At 69.9% G+C, this 16,445-nt stretch carries 21 protein-coding genes; 9 read left to right on the top strand and 12 right to left on the bottom strand.

Going from position 1 to position 16,445, the window contains the following annotated elements; genetic code table 11:
* Positions 1 to 207 precede the first annotated feature (207 nt).
* Together KY469_19910 and KY469_19905 are read left to right on the top strand one after the other, a co-directional pair.
* Positions 208 to 888: a PadR family transcriptional regulator gene (locus KY469_19910; GenBank protein MBW3665366.1), complete on the top strand. Its 681-nt coding sequence runs from the start codon at positions 208 to 210 to the stop codon at positions 886 to 888.
* A gap of 352 nt (positions 889 to 1,240) precedes the next feature.
* Positions 1,241 to 1,522: a hypothetical protein gene (locus KY469_19905; GenBank protein ID MBW3665365.1), complete on the top strand. Its 282-nt coding sequence runs from the start codon at positions 1,241 to 1,243 to the stop codon at positions 1,520 to 1,522.
* Between the two features lie 29 nt (positions 1,523 to 1,551).
* On the opposite strand, the gene KY469_19900 is transcribed toward KY469_19905, so the two are convergent.
* The 5 genes from KY469_19900 to KY469_19880 are packed head-to-tail and all read right to left on the bottom strand — an operon-like array spanning position 1,552 to position 5,590.
* On the bottom strand, positions 1,552 to 1,701 hold the full coding sequence (locus KY469_19900; GenBank protein MBW3665364.1) for a hypothetical protein: 150 nt from the start codon (positions 1,699 to 1,701) through the stop codon (positions 1,552 to 1,554).
* Between the two features lie 32 nt (positions 1,702 to 1,733).
* Entirely contained in the window at positions 1,734 to 2,162 is a 429-nt protein-coding gene (locus KY469_19895) for a heavy metal-responsive transcriptional regulator (protein MBW3665363.1), read from the bottom strand.
* 36 nt (positions 2,163 to 2,198) lie between these two features.
* On the bottom strand, positions 2,199 to 4,379 hold the full coding sequence (locus tag KY469_19890; GenBank protein ID MBW3665362.1) for a copper resistance protein CopC/CopD: 2,181 nt from the start codon (positions 4,377 to 4,379) through the stop codon (positions 2,199 to 2,201).
* Between the two features lie 55 nt (positions 4,380 to 4,434).
* Positions 4,435 to 5,181, bottom strand: a complete 747-nt coding sequence (locus KY469_19885) for a hypothetical protein (GenBank protein ID MBW3665361.1) — start codon at positions 5,179 to 5,181, stop codon at positions 4,435 to 4,437.
* Entirely contained in the window at positions 5,174 to 5,590 is a 417-nt protein-coding gene (locus KY469_19880; GenBank protein MBW3665360.1) for a BlaI/MecI/CopY family transcriptional regulator, read from the bottom strand. Before KY469_19880 ends, KY469_19885 begins: the two co-directional genes overlap by 8 nt.
* A gap of 90 nt (positions 5,591 to 5,680) precedes the next feature.
* Here KY469_19880 and KY469_19875 point away from each other — a divergent pair, with 90 nt between their 5' ends.
* Together KY469_19875 and KY469_19870 are read left to right on the top strand one after the other, a co-directional pair.
* On the top strand, positions 5,681 to 5,845 hold the full coding sequence (locus tag KY469_19875) for a hypothetical protein (protein MBW3665359.1): 165 nt from the start codon (positions 5,681 to 5,683) through the stop codon (positions 5,843 to 5,845).
* 49 nt (positions 5,846 to 5,894) lie between these two features.
* The gene (locus tag KY469_19870; GenBank protein MBW3665358.1) at positions 5,895 to 6,188 is read left to right on the top strand and encodes a DUF2933 domain-containing protein; all 294 of its coding nucleotides are present in this window, start codon (positions 5,895 to 5,897) and stop codon (positions 6,186 to 6,188) included.
* Positions 6,189 to 6,264: 76 nt separating this feature from the next.
* Here the strand turns inward: KY469_19870 and KY469_19865 are convergent, their stop codons facing one another.
* A complete protein-coding gene (locus tag KY469_19865) occupies positions 6,265 to 7,632 on the bottom strand; it encodes a YHS domain-containing protein (protein MBW3665357.1) in 1,368 nt (455 codons plus the stop codon).
* A gap of 354 nt (positions 7,633 to 7,986) precedes the next feature.
* Between KY469_19865 and KY469_19860 the strand changes: the two genes are divergently transcribed.
* The 4 genes from KY469_19860 to KY469_19845 all read left to right on the top strand — a co-directional run bounded on the left by KY469_19860 (position 7,987) and on the right by KY469_19845 (position 11,125).
* On the top strand, positions 7,987 to 8,568 hold the full coding sequence (locus KY469_19860; GenBank protein MBW3665356.1) for a methyltransferase domain-containing protein: 582 nt from the start codon (positions 7,987 to 7,989) through the stop codon (positions 8,566 to 8,568).
* A 230-nt stretch (positions 8,569 to 8,798) separates the two neighbouring features.
* On the top strand, positions 8,799 to 9,707 hold the full coding sequence (locus tag KY469_19855; GenBank protein ID MBW3665355.1) for a hypothetical protein: 909 nt from the start codon (positions 8,799 to 8,801) through the stop codon (positions 9,705 to 9,707).
* A 37-nt stretch (positions 9,708 to 9,744) separates the two neighbouring features.
* A complete protein-coding gene (locus tag KY469_19850; GenBank protein ID MBW3665354.1) occupies positions 9,745 to 10,140 on the top strand; it encodes a hypothetical protein in 396 nt (131 codons plus the stop codon).
* A 10-nt stretch (positions 10,141 to 10,150) separates the two neighbouring features.
* A complete protein-coding gene (locus KY469_19845; protein MBW3665353.1) occupies positions 10,151 to 11,125 on the top strand; it encodes a hypothetical protein in 975 nt (324 codons plus the stop codon).
* Positions 11,126 to 11,549: 424 nt separating this feature from the next.
* On the opposite strand, the gene KY469_19840 is transcribed toward KY469_19845, so the two are convergent.
* From KY469_19840 to KY469_19825, 4 genes are all read right to left on the bottom strand, one after another.
* Positions 11,550 to 11,903 carry a DUF5615 family PIN-like protein gene (locus KY469_19840; protein MBW3665352.1) on the bottom strand — a complete coding sequence of 118 codons (354 nt, stop codon included), beginning with the start codon at positions 11,901 to 11,903 and terminating at the stop codon, positions 11,550 to 11,552.
* Complete coding sequence (locus KY469_19835; protein ID MBW3665351.1) at positions 11,900 to 12,682, bottom strand: bile acid:sodium symporter; 783 nt, start codon at positions 12,680 to 12,682, stop codon at positions 11,900 to 11,902. Before KY469_19835 ends, KY469_19840 begins: the two co-directional genes overlap by 4 nt.
* 456 nt (positions 12,683 to 13,138) lie before the next feature.
* Positions 13,139 to 13,762: a MerR family transcriptional regulator gene (locus KY469_19830; protein MBW3665350.1), complete on the bottom strand. Its 624-nt coding sequence runs from the start codon at positions 13,760 to 13,762 to the stop codon at positions 13,139 to 13,141.
* Positions 13,759 to 14,289 carry a hypothetical protein gene (locus KY469_19825; GenBank protein ID MBW3665349.1) on the bottom strand — a complete coding sequence of 177 codons (531 nt, stop codon included), beginning with the start codon at positions 14,287 to 14,289 and terminating at the stop codon, positions 13,759 to 13,761. The genes KY469_19830 and KY469_19825 overlap by 4 nt, the downstream gene beginning before the upstream one ends.
* Before the next feature lie 264 nt (positions 14,290 to 14,553).
* On the opposite strand from KY469_19825, the gene KY469_19820 reads away from it, so the two are divergent.
* Complete coding sequence (locus KY469_19820; GenBank protein MBW3665348.1) at positions 14,554 to 15,045, top strand: hypothetical protein; 492 nt, start codon at positions 14,554 to 14,556, stop codon at positions 15,043 to 15,045.
* Positions 15,046 to 15,216: 171 nt separating this feature from the next.
* Here the strand turns inward: KY469_19820 and KY469_19815 are convergent, their stop codons facing one another.
* A complete protein-coding gene (locus KY469_19815; GenBank protein ID MBW3665347.1) occupies positions 15,217 to 15,597 on the bottom strand; it encodes an SPW repeat protein in 381 nt (126 codons plus the stop codon).
* A 263-nt stretch (positions 15,598 to 15,860) separates the two neighbouring features.
* Entirely contained in the window at positions 15,861 to 16,370 is a 510-nt protein-coding gene (locus KY469_19810) for a MerR family transcriptional regulator (GenBank protein ID MBW3665346.1), read from the bottom strand.
* Positions 16,371 to 16,445: the final 75 nt, after the last annotated feature.

The raw sequence follows: 16,445 nt of genomic DNA, 5'->3' as shown, positions 1-16,445 counted from the left end.
GTTGGCATCGACGATGGCGTAGGGAAGACCCCGGTGGGAGAGGTGGTAGACCACAGCGAGGCCAGATTGTCCGCCTCCGACGACGAGGGTCTCGACGTACTCGGTTCCAGCTCGATCACTCATCACGACCCTCCGGATCACGGACCACCTGATATACTCTATGTTGGAGTAACATATACTGCAATGTGGAGTAAGTCAAGAGGCGCGATGAGTGAGCGACTGACGACCACCTCGTACGCGGTCCTGGCCCAGGTTGCCGTGCGGCCCTGGTCCGCCTACGAACTCGCGGAGCAGCGCGTGCGCTACTTCCGCTACGTCTGGCCACGGGCCGAGAGCGCCATCTATCGCGAGGTCAAGCGTCTCTCTGCCATGGGGCTGCTTCTGGGCGAGAAGGAGTACACGGGGAAACGAGCCCGCACGGTCTACTCGATCACCGAGAACGGCGAAGAAGCGTTGCGCGAGTGGCTGGGCACACCGATCTCCCCCTTCTCGATGGAGTTCGAGGTACTGATGCGCGTCTTCGTCGCCCCACTGGGTACGAAGGACGACCTCCTGGCCTCACTCAAGCAGGTCCGCGCCGACGCCCAGGAGATGCTTCGGTTCTCCGGTGAGGTGAAGCAGGAGTTCATCGACGGCATCAACGTCGCGCAGAGCCAGGTCTACCTCCGCGCCCTGGGTGTCGACTTCTTCATCAGCTTCCTCGTCATGGTGGAGTCATGGGCCGACCGCACCCTGGCGGCGGTCGCAGCATGGAACGACCTCGAGCCATCCGAGGAGAAGAACAGACAAGCCCTCGACAAGATCCGTCAACTTCCGGTCCGCACGCCCGAGGAGGCACTCAAGAACATCTCCAAACCCCCCGAAAGCCAGATGCGAAGCCGCGCCTGAATCCACGACCGCCAACCGGCCACCGGCCTGCCCCTCGTATCGCCCCAACGCGGCTCTGTGCCGTCGTCTAGACCACGACCAGGATCGTCCGCCCGGCTCGGTCACGGACGCGCTTCGAGGACCATGAACGAGGAGGACAACCAGTGCTGGGTCCACGCCCCACGTATCTTCCTCACATCGCTCGACCCGAACAAGAAGTTCATCTGCTGATCCTCCACGAACCCCACCGTCATGCCGTTGGCGCACGACGTGCCAGCGGCATCACCGATGTGTGTGCGACGGCCGTTCGTTGATAGACAACCGTTGAAGACAGCGACCGCCCAACGGTCGGAATCGCGAAGGAAGGGCGGGCGTGACACTTGAGCGACACGCCCGGCTAGTCGTCTGGCTCGATGTCGCGGCCAGCGCGGGGATCTACATCGCGGCCCTGGAGGTACGGGGGGTCGGGTTGGCCCTTATCGTCATCGCCGCTGTGCTCGTGCACCTCCTCACGGTCGCAACCGTCGCAATCCGAGAGTCACGCCGCGGCGACGACGCCTTCTTCTGGGCATGGGTGGTTCTAGTACTGGGCGGCCTGGGCGTGCTCGCGTGGCTGCGTCATGACGACCGGCGCTCAAGGGCACTGAGGCGTTAGCAAACTCGACCTGAAGAACCCCTGATGGGTCAGCTAGCCTCGAGCTCCTTCAGTCGCTCGTCGGCGGACTGCCGTAGCCGACGCAGCTGGACGAGCTCCTCCTCGCGGGTCAACTGGCTCGGCGCGCAGCAGTCGCAGCCGCAGCCGCACGCGTGCTCGGCGTTCGTGATGGTGGTCATCGTGCTGCATCCGCAGTTACATGCGTTCGTGTTCATCGAGTGTTGCCTTCTGTCAGCGGTCGGATCTGGATGAGCTGGTCCCCACACGGCCAGCAGTTCGACGCGTCTTCGGCGACGCCGTCCTCCATCAGCGCGCGCACGTCGTTGCGCAGGTCCTCGAGCGACTGGATCTGCTGGTCGATCTCGGCAAGCTTGTCCGAGAGCAGCTGGCGGGCGTGCCCGCAGGGGCAGAGGCCCCGCTGGCGGATGTCGAGAAGCGCGCCGATGTCATCGAGCCGGAGGCCGAAGGACTGGGCGCGCTTGATGAACGCGACGCGCTCGACGTCGCCCTCGCCGAACAGGCGGTAGCCGGCAGGGCTGCGCTCGGCCTCAGGCAGCAGACCGATCCGCTCGTAGTAGCGGATCGTGTCGGCAGAGGTGCCGACGCGCTGGGCCAACGCGGAGACGGTCATGTCATCCATCACGCCCGAGCATAAACCTTGGAGTGGACTCCAAGGTCAACCCTCGTCTCCGACTCCGGCATCCCTGACGGTCGGGGGGTCGATGGTGATGGGCGCGTTGAAGTCGTAGTAGTGGTGGTCCATGAAGTGGCCACGGGCGCGCATCTCGGCCTTTCGCACGTGTGCGTCGTCATCCACCCACAGCCGGTACCAGATCGGGGACCCGTCGAGGTCGACGAAGAACGACACGACCCTGGTGGCGATCGCGTCGACGGTGTCGGTGCCGACGATGTGGGGTGCGATGCGGTCGGGGTAGTCCCAGATGTGGGTCGGCACGGTGACGCTGGTGCCCCCCGCGTCGCCGCCCCGCCAGGGACCCTGCGGCGTGGGCTTGCCCCAGCGGCGGTTACCGATCCGGATGGTCTCGTAGACCCCGTCGTGGGTTCGGACCACGCCGTGGAGGCGGTCGGGGGCGACGAGGTCCCAGTGGGAGGTGATCGGCGGGTCGGCTGGCCCCAGGGTCTCGTCGTAGCGGTAGGAGCGCAGCGCGTTCATCCGCGCGGTCAGATCGGAGAGCAGCTGCGCTGCCTCGGGGGCAGGGAGTTGTGCGGGGAGCTGGAAGGTGGCCGTGCCGCCCCCGTCCCCCGAGACGGTGACGTCGATCGTCTCGCCGCCCTGCACGGTGGTGGTGGCCAGGCGGCAAGCGGTCCCGCACCCCTCCATGGTGATAGGTGGTCGCCCCTCCACCTGGAGTCCAACCTGGCGACCGGACGATGCTTCCTCTCCTTCGACGGGCAGCAGGTACACGTACGTGTCGTTGCTGCCGGGCTCGCCGGGGCGCAACGTCAGGCCGACCAGGGTGTCGCCGGCGCCAGCGCCCAGCGTCAAGTCGCCGTCCTGCGGGAACGCGCCGGTCGCGGTCGGCTCGTCGCTGATGTGCGCCTGTTCGGCACCGCGGCGGGGTGGCACCGGGTAGGCCGCCAGGACCGCGGCGGCGACGACCGCGACCAGGGCGAGGAAGGCCTCCGCGCGCGCCGTGACCGCTCGGCGGCGCCACGCCCGCAGCGACAGGGGCACCATCAGCACCACCGCGATGATCTTCAGGCCGAGGACCTGCCCGTAGGAGGTGGCGATCAGGTCGCGGAGGCTGGCGAGCTCCTGCGCGCCCCGCACGACTCCGAACGCGACCGTGCCCACGAACGCGGGGACGGCGACCGGCGAGAACCGCATCAGCAGTTCGCGGGCCTGCTCCCCGCGCCACCCACCAGGTGGCCGCTGGACCGCCATGACCAGGATCGCTCCGGCCCACAGTCCGGCCGTGACGAGGTGGCCGGCATCGACCGTGACGCCCCACCACGTCGGCTGGGTGGCGGCGGCGTGTCCGGCCGCGGCGAGGCCGATCAGTGCCACTACGGTCCCCACGCCGACGACCCGCGCGCGCGTGTCCGCGATCCGGTCCGCGTCAGGGCGCTCCTTGGCCCAGCGGACGGCGGGGAGCAGGGTGGCCGCGGCCGCGGCGGCCTCTCCCCCGAGGCGCACCAGCCGCGGCGTCCCCGACGGTGCGGTGAGGAAGCTGGCAACCGCGCGTGGTGCGAGTGATGAGGTGGCGAGCAGCACCTCACCACCGACGACGATCACGCCGGCGACGGCCGCGAGCACCGTCAGGACGTGCAGGCGTGGTCGCAGCCAGCGCAGCTGTGGTTCCCGCCTTGCGAGCAGCCTCAGGAGCAGGGCGCCGAGTACACCGAGCAGCGCTGCGTACTCGACAGCACGTCCGGCGGCCACGGCCAGGTCGGTGCCGGTCGGTGCGACCGATGGCTCGTCGGCTCCTGCGGAGACGGCAGCGCCGACGCTGAAGCGGAAGTCGCCACGCAGCGTGTGACCGTCGATGGGACTGACCGTCTTCCACCGCACGACGTACTCGCCTTGGGCGTTGGTCGGCAGGTCGGTGTGCATCTCCCGGTCGTCGGCGACGGTTGCCTCGAACCGCTGGCCGGTGGGTGCCTCTACCTCCAGCGACGACAGGTCGGCGATCAGCGGCTCGCTGAACCGCACCACCACCACGCCGGGGGTCGCCGTCAGCTGGCTGCCAGGGGCGGGCTGCGAGGTGACAAACGCGGCGTGGCCCAACGCCGCCGTTGCCGTGGACAGCAGTGCCGCTGCGCAGACGGTGGCCACGGCCGCGGCACGGCGCAACCACGCGCGCCGACGCGACACGGTCGGGTCGGCCGTCACCACGCTCCCTCCCATCCGGAGGTAACGACGATGCGCCGGTAGCAGCTCCCGCGCCGTCCTAGCAGCCCACCAGCGCACAGCCGATCGCACCGCCAGACCCGACGACGTGGTGGAGCATCGCCGCGGCACAACCGAGCGTCACGACGGCGAACACGCCCGCCAAACCTGCCAGGGCGTGCGTGGTCGAGAGGTCGGGCTCTTCGCCCAGCAGGGCACGCAGTCGCAGCTCGGTGGCGACGCCGAACCCGGCTGCGGGCGCCGGGGCGGACGCGTCGACCTTGAGCAGCGCTCCCGCCAGGTCACAGCGCGCTGCCCCGTGCTCGAGGGCGAACCGGTCAGCGGCGACCTCCACGGCGGCGGCACGCCGGGCCAGCCACGCCCGTCCAGCCGGCACCAGCTTGGCCACCGGGGCGACGACCGCAAGCAGCAGCAGGCGCAGGGGATCTCGGCGCAGCTGGTGGTGGCGCTCGTGCAGCAGCATCGCCGTCAGCTCACGCGGGGTGAGCGACCCCCTCAGCCGGGGATGACAGTAGATCTCGGGCCGTCGCAGCCCGGCCACCGCAACGCCGGCGTGCCACACCCGCCAGCGCACGTGGATGCCGTGGCAGTCGCCACCGACGCTCCCCCGCCGCAAGGCGGAGGCCAGACGCGCGTGTCGCCAGGCGAGAACGGTCAACCGAGCGGACACCAGGCCCCCTGCGACGACGATCACGCTCCGGACCATCGGCCACGACGCCACCACACCCGCCAGACACACCCCGAGCAGCGAGACCGCCAGCACCAGGGCCGCGCGTCGGTCAGCCATCAGCCGCGTCCTCGTCGAGTCGGCGCAGACGCCGCACCAGATCCGGTGGGGCTTGCTCCAGCGCCTCGACGAAGTGCGCCAGCGCGATCTCGCCGTACCGTTCGACGAGCCGTTCCACCTCGCGGCCGCCCAGCTGGTCCACCAGCTCGCCCTCGCTGTACCGCGGGGTGTAGTCGTAACCGCGACCACGCCGCTCCCGCGCCAGGTAGCCCTTGTCGTACAAGCGCGACAGCACGGTCATGACCGTGGTGTAGGCCAGTGCCCCGTCGTGCTTGGCGTTGACCCGCTCCAGCACGTCGGACACGCTCGCCGGTGACTGCTTCCACAGCGCCCGCATGCAGGCCGCCTCCAGCGGGCCCAGCAACTGTTCGGCCGTGGGGCGCTTCCGACGGCTCCGGAACCGAGCCATGACCACCTCCCAAGAAACCGGCTGCCGCCGGACGATGCCCCGACAGCAGTGGTGCAGTCTATAACGACGACGCTGTCGTAGGATGTCGCCATGGACCTGCTGGGGATCATCGAGCGGACGTGGTGGCTGGGACTGCCGACCGCGGTCTTCCTCGGTGCGGTGCTGGGCGCCATTCACCTGGCGTGGCTCGTGCTGGCGGCGGCCGTGGGCACTCGCGCCGGCACGACGACGTGGCGCGGACGGCAACAGTGCTAACCTACGACACCTCTGTCGTAGCTGGGCTTAGTGGCCGGGAGGGTCGACCGTGAAGGTGCTCGGGATCTGCATCAACAAGAGGGTCGTCGCCGCGGTCGTGGTTGCTGCGGTCCTGGTGTGGTGGCTGGCGCCTCAGGCGATCAGCGCCGCGCTGCCGTTCCTGCTACTGGCCATCTGTCCGCTGTCGATGCTGCTGATGATGAAGGCGATGGGCGGCATGCAGCACGGTCAGCCCCCGGCGGCGGCTGCCGCGGCCGATGCCGAGCAGGCCCTTAGGGCGACCGATCAGGATCCGACCCACGTGTCTGCCGGGCAGACTGTTCCCGTGTGGCGCTGGAACTGACTCCAGCAGCTAGTCCGACGATCCGCCGAACCACCGTAGCCACCCGCGTGTGACGTCATCGCTGATCGACCACCCATCAGCTTCCGGCGGCCCCGTACTGCTCCGGCATCTCGACGAACCGGCGCAGGCACGTCTCGGAGCAGAAGAGGTGATCCTGGCCCTGCCAGCTCAACCGGTACGGGTCCTCGTCGGCGTCGAGCTGCATGCCGCACACCGGATCGGTGTGGCGCGCCGGCCGCTGCCCGTCTCGGACCGCCTCGTACAGCTCCACCGGACCCGTCACGCCCTTGAGCTGGCGTGGACCCAGAGCCTTCCACGCCCCGACGGCGAGATCCGTGGTGTCGCTGACCACGGCCTCGGTGACCAGGAACTGCCCGCGACCGGCCTTCGCAGCGACACGTGCGGCGATGTTCACGGTGGCACCCAGGTAGTCGGCTTCCCGGAACAGGGCGGTGCCGGCGTGCGCGCCCATGCGCAGCGCGGGGAACCGAGGCTCGTGGGCGGCGCGGTCGGCGATCTCGAGACCGCAGCGCACCGCCGAGCTGGGGACGGGGAAGCTGAGCATGAACTCGTCGCCGATCTGCTTGACGACGCGGCCGTGGCACTGTGCGGCCGCGTCGCGGACCAGTTCGGAGAAGCGGTCCAGCACGGCGGCGGCGGCGACATCACCCATGGCGTCGGTCAGGGGCGTGAAGCTGGCCAGGTCGACGAACAGCACGGCGATCGGCATGGCCGCGCTGGCTGCCGACGTGACGTCCTCGGCGAGGTGCATGACCAGGTCCTCACGTAGGGCGCGGTCCCAGGCCCGCTGGTGGAAGTACAGGATCGACGGCTCCGTCAGCTCCAGGAGGGCGTCGCCGGTTGCGCGGGTCTGCTCGACCAGGTCTCGACCGGCGAGTCCCTCGGTCCGCAGGCGCTCGTGGACGTGGAAGTGGAACAGCCGGGTCTCTGCGTCGGCGATCCGGCCCAGGGCGTCGGCGAAGACCCGAACCAGCTGCACGATGGCATCCGCGGGTAGGCCGACCTGCACCGCGAACGCCGCCGTGCGCAGCATCTCGACGTCGTCGTCGAACAGCTCCGGCTCGTGTCCGCGGCCAGCGGCGCTCCACAGGCGCCGCGCGAGGTCGAGGTCGAGGCCCACCTCCGTGGCCGCCTCGCCGAGCATCCGGCTCGTGCCATGCAGCGGGCGGGTGTAGCTCAGCCAACGCGCCAGGACGTCGCCCTCCTCCTCTGCCAGCCGGGCCACGGCCGCCGCCGCGATGCCGCGCTCGGTGACGAAGCGGAGCAACCGGGCGCGCTCCGGCGCGCTCGCGTCGAGCGCTCCGTGAGCGTCCACGGGTAGCAGGCCCAACTCGACCCACTCCGCGACGGCCTGCCGGTCGACCCCCACGCGATCCGCCAGTTCCTCGGGGGCCAGCGGGGAGAGCACCTCTTCGCTGCTCATGACGCGCCTCCTGGACAGAGGGGTAGCCGACCCTCGCGGTAGGCGGTCGGTACGACGCTACGATAGTAGGAGCCTGAGAGGATGCGCCCGCCCGTCGCGGTCCCGGCAGGCGAGGTAGAGACGAGGGTGCCCCCCGATGACGATGTCCGGATCGCACGCAACCTGGGCGGGCGGCGACGTTTGCTCGGCCCAGTCGGCGCTGGATGGCCGGTGCGCCCGCGGCGCACTCGCTCGTGATGGGTACCCGCGTGGCGGAACGGACCTGGGAGCTCGCCGGTGACCAGACGCGACGCCGACGCGACGACGAGGGTCCGGGCGGTCTGGGACCGCCAGGCGCACCGGTTCGACCGGGAGATGGCGTTCTGGGAACGCGTCCTGTTCGGTGGGGACCGCCAGTGGGCGTGCAGCCGCGCCCGCGGGGACGTGCTCGAGGTGGCCGTGGGCACCGGCCGCAACCTCGAGCACTACCCGCCTGACGTGCGGCTGACCGGTGTCGATCTCAGCCCGGAGATGCTGGCCCTTGCGCGCGAGCGCGCCCGGGCGGTCAAGGCCGATGCCGACCTGCGTGAAGCGGACGCGCAGCAACTGCCGTTCGACGACGAGAGCTTCGACACGGTGGTGTGCACGTTCTCGCTGTGCAGCATCCCCGACGACCGGCGCGCGGTCGCCGAGATGGCACGCGTGCTGCGCCCCGGTGGGCAGGTGGTTCTCGTCGAGCACGTAGGCAGCCCCAGCCGCGCGGTCCGCGCGGTGCAGTGGCTGTTGCATCAGCTGACCTACCGGTTGTGCTGCGAGCACATGCTGCGCCAGCCCCGCCGCGCCCTCGCCGCCGCCGGGCTGGAGCCGGTCGCGTTCGAGCGCCGCCGGCTGGGGATCGTCGACCGCCTGCTCGCCCGCAAGCCCGCCGCGCCCGCGGAGGAGCCTGCAGGCAGCTAAGGCGCCGGTGGCCGATGGGTCAACGCGAGACGCAGTGCGGCCCTTCCGGTTCCTGCGACAGCACCCGCGCGCTGCGTGCCGGCCCCCCACTCTCGATCAGATCCTCGCCGGCGAGCGCCCCGGCAGCCGCGTCGCCGGACCGGCCCCGCCCGGTGACTCCTCGAGCGTCAAGCCCGGCTACTATCCCTTCGTCGTAGCGAGAGCGCACGCTGTTCGCCTGGAGGCCCGTCATGACGTCCACGCGTCGATCCCTGTCGCCCCGCCACGGACCGGCCCACTCCGCGGTGTTCGTGGCGTTGCTGGTCCTTCCGCTACTCCTGGCCGCGTGCGGTAGCGGCGAGGAGAGCGGCTCGTCCGGGGACGGGTTGCCGTCGACCGACCACGTCCACGCGCTGCGGGCGGCGAGCGACGGCACGCTGCTGCTGGGGTTGCACGGGGCGCTGTGGCGCAGCAACGACACTGGCGTGAGCTGGGAGCCGGCCGGCATGGAGGGTCAGGACGCGATGGCCATCGGCGTCGCGGTGACGGGAGCGCCGCTGCTTGTGGGCGGGCATGACCTGCTGATGCGCAGCGACGACGGCGGGGCGAGCTTCACGCCGTTGCGCCCGGCCGAGCTGCCCTCGCTGGACATCCACGCGCTGGCCCAAGCACCGAGCGATCCACAGGTGGCGTACGCGTTCGTGGTGGGAGCGGGCGTGTTCGCCAGTGCGGATGCCGGCACGTCGTGGGAGCCGCGCGCTGCGGTCGGTGCCGACATCCCCCCCGATGTGGCGGCGTTGGCCGTCGACCCGCGGGATCCGGACGTCGTGCTGCTGGGTAGTGGTTCGCAGGGCATCTTCCGCAGCGACGACGGGGCGCGTAGCTTCGCTCCCGCCACCGACTGGGGCGTCCTCGGTCTCGCGATCGGCGGAACGGCCCAGGACCCTCTCGCCGTGGCGGCGACCTACCAGGGCATCGACGTCAGCACCGACGGTGGTAACAGCTGGCAGAACGTCGCGCCCGCCGATCGTTTCGAGGGCCAGCCGCTGGCCGTGACGGCTGCCGACGACGGCACGGTCTGGGTCGTCACCGAGCAGCCGCGGGTGCTGCTGCGCAGCGACGACGCCGGGCGCACTTGGCTCGAGGTCGCCCGTGCGTAGGCGCCACCCCGGCACGGTTCGCCAGGCGGTAGCGCTGGTGGCGGTCACCGCCGTGCTCACGGCGTGCGGAGCTGGGGCGGATCCGTCGCCGGATCGAGCACCGAGCTTCGCCGATGGCGCATCGACGGACCTGGCTGCCGAGGGCGAGTCGGCGCTGGATGGTCTCTGCGACGCGGTCGATGCCGGCAGCGACCCAGACCAGGTCCGCCAGGGCTTCGAGGTCGCGCACGGTCCCATCCACGCCATCGCCGCAGCCCTGCAGGACGTGGACCGACCAACCACTGCTCGACTGCAGCAAGCCAAGCAGCGCATGGAGGCCGCGCTCGACCAGGCCTCCCCGCCCGCCGACCTGGCCGAACGGGCACGACAGCTACTGGACGCCACCGCCGCTGCCCTGAGCCGGCTCGACGTCCCGGCACCGGACTGCACCTGAGGAGACCCACATGCACACGCCACCGGCCCGCCTCATCACCGCCGCCGTCACGATCGGGCTGCTGGCCGCCGCCTGCGGCGGCACCGACGACTCCGGACCAGCCCCCGCGACGACCGACGCGGCGACCGCTGCGGACCAGCTCGCGGTCGCGGTGGCCAGCTACGACCTCGCTGTGGGCGAGGACCAGCGCTTCATCGCCGGCGTGCTCACCCCCGACCGACGACTGATCGCTGGAGGATCGGTGGAGATGGAGTTCTTCTTCCTCGGCGAGGAGCAAGCCGGAGGCGAGCCCGAGCCGGTCGCCACCACGTCCGCGACGTTCCTGCCCGTCCCCGGCAAGGAACCATCCGAAGGCGACGGACCGACGATCATCGACGACCCCGCCGCAGCCGGCGTCTACGAGACCCAGGTCAGCTTCGACCGCGCAGGCTTCTGGGGAGTAGGGGTCACCGCGGAGATGAGCGACGGGGAGACCCGGCGCGGCACCACCAGCTTCGGAGTCGCCTCGGCGCATCAGGTCCCGGCCGTAGGCGACCCCGCACCCGCGAGCCGCAACCTGACGCTGGAGTCCGACGCGCCGCCCGTCGCGATCGACTCGCGCGCCGGCACCGAGGGCGAGATCCCCGACCCCGAGCTGCACGACACCACCATCGCCGACGCTATCGCCGCCGGCAGCCCCACCGTTGTGGTGATCTCGACACCCGTCTACTGCGTCAGCCGCTTCTGCGGCCCGATCACCGACGCCGTCAGCGACCTCGCCCAGACCTACGCCGACCGGGCCGCCTTCGTCCACATCGAGGTCTGGAGCGACTTCGAAACCTCCACCTTGAACGACGCCGCCGCGGAGTGGATCCTCACCGACGACGGCGGCGCCGAACCATGGGTGTTCCTCATCGGCAGCGACGGCCGCATCGCCGCACGCTGGGACAACGTCCTCGACCGCGCCGAACTCGAGCAGCTGCTCGAAGCGCTCCCGGCCGCGTGAGCGCGCCTGCGTCGCGACGACGTCGCAGCGATCCTGGCCCACACCAAGACGTGGTGGACCGACGAGCAGCGCGCGTTCCCGGCCGACGTCACCCGCGCCGAGTGCAGCAGTAGCTGAAGGGCGATGGGCGCCGGCTGCTCGATGGTGCCGGCCGAGCGCTCCGCCCCGTTCCGCAGTCACCTCTCGCGTGATCCCCCCGACGCCTGCCTGGAGGAGGCGATCCGGATCTCAACCGCCGGATCCGGGCCGACCTCGACTGCGCCGACATCTGCGGAAGCATGCCGCAAGCTCACCGACGCCGTCGGTGGTCCCTGCTCAGCCAAATAACCTCAACACCTTCCGGGTTCCGGGATGGAGCGGACGACGGGATCCGAACCCGCGACCCCCACGGTGGCAAGGGAGGGTTCGGCCGCGCTGTCCGCCGCTACACCCAGGCGACGACCCCGCGCGGATGTGCTTGGGCGTGCTGGGTCAGGAAGCGGTCGAGATCCCGCACGAGACTCCCGACGATCCGGCGCCCCGTCCCCCGCCGCTTCTTGGCGAAGATCAACCCGTGGTGATCGCGGCCCTGGTCGCGCCACGCACGGTCGAGTCGGATGAAGTCGGGCACGTTCTCGGTGACGACCGCGTGTTGGTCACGGTGCGCCCAGTCCAACAGGTCCGAGTCATCCATGCCGGGTAGACCGTCCTGCTCGAGCACCGCGACCACGTCGTGTCCGCGCGCACGGAGCTGCTCGGCGATCGCCGCTGGGAACATCTCGTCCAGCAGCAGCTTCACGCGAGGAGCTGTTGTTGCCGCTCCCAGTGCTCCCGCTCCGCCTCGGCCTCGCGCTCCCGCTGATCGATCTGACCATCGATCTCGGCTGTGAACTCGGTGTAGTAGTCGATCGCGATGCGCACCATCCGCTCCGGCAACCCCAGCCACCTCGCGGCCTCACCGATGGCCTCCTGACCCTTCGCGTCGAGACGCTGGAGGAAGCTGACGACCTCCGCGACATCCGGACCACCGGCGAGTCCGGGACGACGCCCTGCCGGACCCGACCGGAACACGATGCCGGGGTGTAGCGCCATGCGGACGCCCTCATCGAGCAGCCGCTGCGTGACGGCTGAGACGGAGGCTCCCTCACGTTCAGCGAGGGCCTCGAGGCGCGCCTTGAGGCCCTCGTCCAACCGCATAGACGTCGGGGCGACCATGCCGCCATCGTAGCCCGTACGGCTACACCTCGCTACACCAGGAAGTACCACGACGCATGTGGGGTGCCACGAACCCAGCAGGGCAAGGTAGGCCAGCGACGCCCCGGCGGACAGGACCGGCTCGAACGGTTCAACCCGACGGGGAAGGGCGGTCCGGACGGCCACGCCAACGATCATCGGAATCAGGACGGTGACGGCCAGCTCGAGGGTCAGCGCGGCCACCGGCACGCCGAGCTCGATGCCGGTGTACGCCAGGAACAGCAGCGGGACCACCACCGGAGACAGGGCCGTGTTGACCGCGCTGAACACGGTCGCGAACGCGACGGTGCCGCGGCCGAGCCAAACCAGCAGCGTTGAAGACACGTCGGTGGGCAGCGTGCCGACCAGGACGAAGCCACCCCAAGCGCAGAGGTGCGAACCCGGCCATCCCGATGAGGTAACCAGCCAGGCTCATCGGCCCGTACACCAGCAGGGCGCCAGCACCTGCAACCCGGGACGTGCCAGCACGGCGCGGAGCGTCTCGAGGTCGAAGGTCAAACTCACGCACAGCATCAGCCCCGCCAACAGCGCGTCACGCATCCGGACAGGGCAGCCGTGAAACCAGGTGCGAACAGTCCGAGGACGGTGGTGCCGATCACCAACGCGACGAGGTTGTCCTCGGTCGCCCGCAGCCGGTCGGTCAGCTACTCCTCGGGTCGTGACGTGCGACCGCCGGCCGTACGGCCGGTGCGATGCAAGCTGACGTGCGACCGCCAGCCGTGCGGCCGGTGCGGCAGACCTGGCGCGCTCTAGAGGCGCGGATAGCGGCGCGTCACCGCCTCAGGGGTCCCGCCGGCAACCGACCCAACGGCTGTTCCCGACCACAGTCGGTTCACGTGGTGGACGGGTTGAGGGGCAGGTCACCGAAGCGACGCTCAGCCGGCGTGGGCTCATCGGTGAACGCCGGCGCGCAGCCGCAGTCAGGGCCACAGCGGCCGGGTCGGGACGCTCTCCCGTGACGCGTTCGAACACGGCCTGCAACTGGTCGGCGAAACGCGTGATCTCAACGATCTCGTCGTGGGCCTGCGCCAGCTTGGCCTCGAGCAGAGCAACGAGCTGCCCGTGCGTGATCGTGCACTCACGGTTGTCCCACGCGTCGGCGAGGTCGGCGATCTCTTCCAAGGTCAGCCCCAGGCGCTTGGCCCGCGCCATGAAGCGCAACCGCTCGAGATGGCTGACGTCGTAGATCCGGTGGCCGGCCGGGGTGCGGTCGGGGGCAGGCAGGAGCCCCTCTTCCTCGTAGTAGCGTAGTGTCGAGGGTGGGAAGCCGGTCTCGTCGGCGATCTCACCGATCCGGTAGCCGGTCGTGACCATGGTGGCCTCCTCGCTTGCAACCCACGATAGGGCTTCGACTCGGGTACAAGTTTGGCCCGGCCTTCGCGTCCGGACCGGCACGTACGTCACCCTTCAGCATCCGTCGAGCCGGTCAGCGCTCGGAAGGCGGCCGCGGTAGCAAGGCCGAACGCCACGTGGGCTGAGAGATCCTTGTAGATCGTCCCTGCGTCGTACTCCCACAACGGCTCGTACAGGCCCATCAGTGGCAGCACCGTGTAGCTGTTGGCGAACGCGGCTGGCCCGGTGACCAACCCATGCGAGACCCGCGGCCTCGTCGAGCCGAAGAGCAGGCCGTGCCCGGCGCCGTAACCGAGCCCGGTCGCCCAGTGCATGACGTTGTTCATCGGTCCGGCGGTCTCCTCGGGGAGGTCCTCATCAAACACGCCCTCGGCGATGCGCCGCCCGGCCTTGGCCGGGGCCGAGGCTTCGTCGAAACTGTCGGTCGAAGTCGAGAATTCCCACTCGAGGAAGGACTCGTCGCCGCCGTCACGGCGGTAGCGGGCGTACCAGACCAGGTCCATCGCTAGCGTGCCGACCGCACCGGCGAGCACACCACGGAGAACCGCCCCCAAGGGGCTTGGGGTCGTGTCCGTCATGACAGGGCTCCTCTGCCGTTGGTCACAACGCTACGCCTTGCAGTCGAGTTGAAGTTCGTCGCCCGCACCTGTCCGGCCGGGCACCGATCTCTCGCGGACCGCCCAAACGCACGGTGGTATGCCCGCCAAGAGGTCGACTGTAGGGGTCCCTGCGCGACAGGCCTGAGGAAGCGGGCCCGGTACCCGAACGGACAGGGCCCTGTCGGTTGCCCTTCGACTCGGGTTCAACCCGTAGGGTGAGACACATCGACATGGAGAAACCAGATGACCGACACACTGACGCCCGCTCCTGCGGTCACCGGGGAGGCTGGTATCCGGACCCGCGCACGGCAGCTGCGCCGCGTCGTGCAACGGATCGCTCAGGATCCGCATCTCCCTGCCGACGTCGACCCCCAGCGCGTGATGGAGGAGACGCTGAAGTTCCTTGAGGTTGCCGCGACCAGCGACGACGCAGTTTCGCCATCGAAGACTGTGGACACCGGCTGGCACCACTTCATCTTGTTCACCCGCGACTACATGGGTTACGGCGCCAACCATCTAGGTCGGTTCATCCACCACATCCCCGACGAAGAAGGCGGCGGCAAAGCCGAGACGGCCAACGCCGGCACCAACAGCTACCTGCGAACCCGGCAACTCATCATGCAGCGCTTCGGCGACATCGACGAGACCATCTGGCCCTCCGCGGATGCTCTCGCGGACTGCCAGTCGCAGGGCAAATGCTCCTCGGACTGCTCGGGCGACTGTTCCAACGGGTAAGCCCCCTGCCCGCCCCGCCGCTCCAAGCGCCGAACCGGTCACGGCCAGCCCCTGGTCAGGCGCGATGCCAGACTGGCCAACGCCTGCCACACCGCCGGTGCAACCGGCTCCAGCACCGCCCTGGAGCAGCCAGAATCGCCGACACCTCGATGAGTCCGCCGCCGGGAGGGCTCAGGCGGGGCGCACGTCACGGCTGGCGACCGCACTCCAAGCGGCGAAGATCAGCACCACGATCCCGACCGTGATGTCGTTACCCACGGCGGATCCGACATCGCCGTACCCGGCGACGAACGGCGCTGCCAGCAGCCAGAGCCCGAGGACGAAGTTGGTCCAGCTGACACCCTCGTGCTCGAGCGGCTTCGCCTCCCGGAACAGGGCCAGCACGAACACGCTCAGACCGATGATGACGTCGTTCCAAACCGCCGCCGTCACATCGCCGTAGCCAAGGGCGAACGGCGCCAGCATCAGCCACACGCCGGCGAGCACGTTCACACCGCTGACCCAGCGGACCGTGCTGCGGATCGCCGGGCGCTTCTGGTCAGCGGACGTCATGATCTGCTCCCTCTGGATGATCTGCTCCCTCTGGTGGGCATCGCCACGAGGCTAGATCTTCAACCCGCGTTCAAACGCAATGTACGAACGGGCAGGCGGCAACCCGGCCGACAGAGCGGAGTGCTCGCGCGGCGTGGGTGCGAGGTCGCGCGGGCGACTGCAGAGGGTGGCTTCCGTGGACCGCATGTTGAGCGCCCGAAGACGTCCGTCAGGTCGCGCGGCTTCCTCGGTCTCCGAGAGCGTCGGCGGGTGGGGATCGTCACTCAGCGATCACCGCGCTCGTCGGGGAGGCGAACTCGTCCCCGCGGGTCAACGACGTGCACGCTGGTGTGGTCGGGTCCGCGGTCGATGCGGACGTCGCAGCCGCAGCCCGCACCGCATCGGGTGGGGGCCGGTTGCTCCTGGAGATCCTCGAAGACCTCGGCTAGGGCGTTGTGGAACTCGACGAGCTCCGCGATGCGGTGACGGGTGTCGTCCAGGCTCCGCTCGATGAGCTGCTCGAGGACCTCCCGGGCCGGGGGGCAGGCGCCTCGCTCCCACTGCGCGAGGAACCGGCCGATGTCCTCGAGGGCCAGTCCGAGGCTCTTCGCGCCAGCGATGACCTTCAGGCGCTCGACGTCGTCGCTCGTGTAGAGGCGATGTCCCCCCTCGGTTCGTGTCGGTTCGGGGATCAGCCCGATGCGCTCGTAGTAGCGGACCGTCGAGGGCTCGAAGCCGGCCTCGGCAGCTGCTTCGGAGATCCGGTAGCCGCGGTTCGGTACGCGCTGAGTCATCCGTTCCTCCCTCGGGATGGCAGTGTGGCGCAGGAGGCGGGGCCGGGCGGATGCTGCACATCCCCCACCCGGCCC

Source organism: Actinomycetota bacterium (genome assembly GCA_019347575.1).
Taxonomy (GTDB): domain Bacteria; phylum Actinomycetota; class Nitriliruptoria; order Nitriliruptorales; family Nitriliruptoraceae; genus JAHWKY01.
The sequence above is the reverse complement of the archived record's forward strand: the minus strand, read 5'-3'. Positions and strand labels throughout refer to the sequence as shown.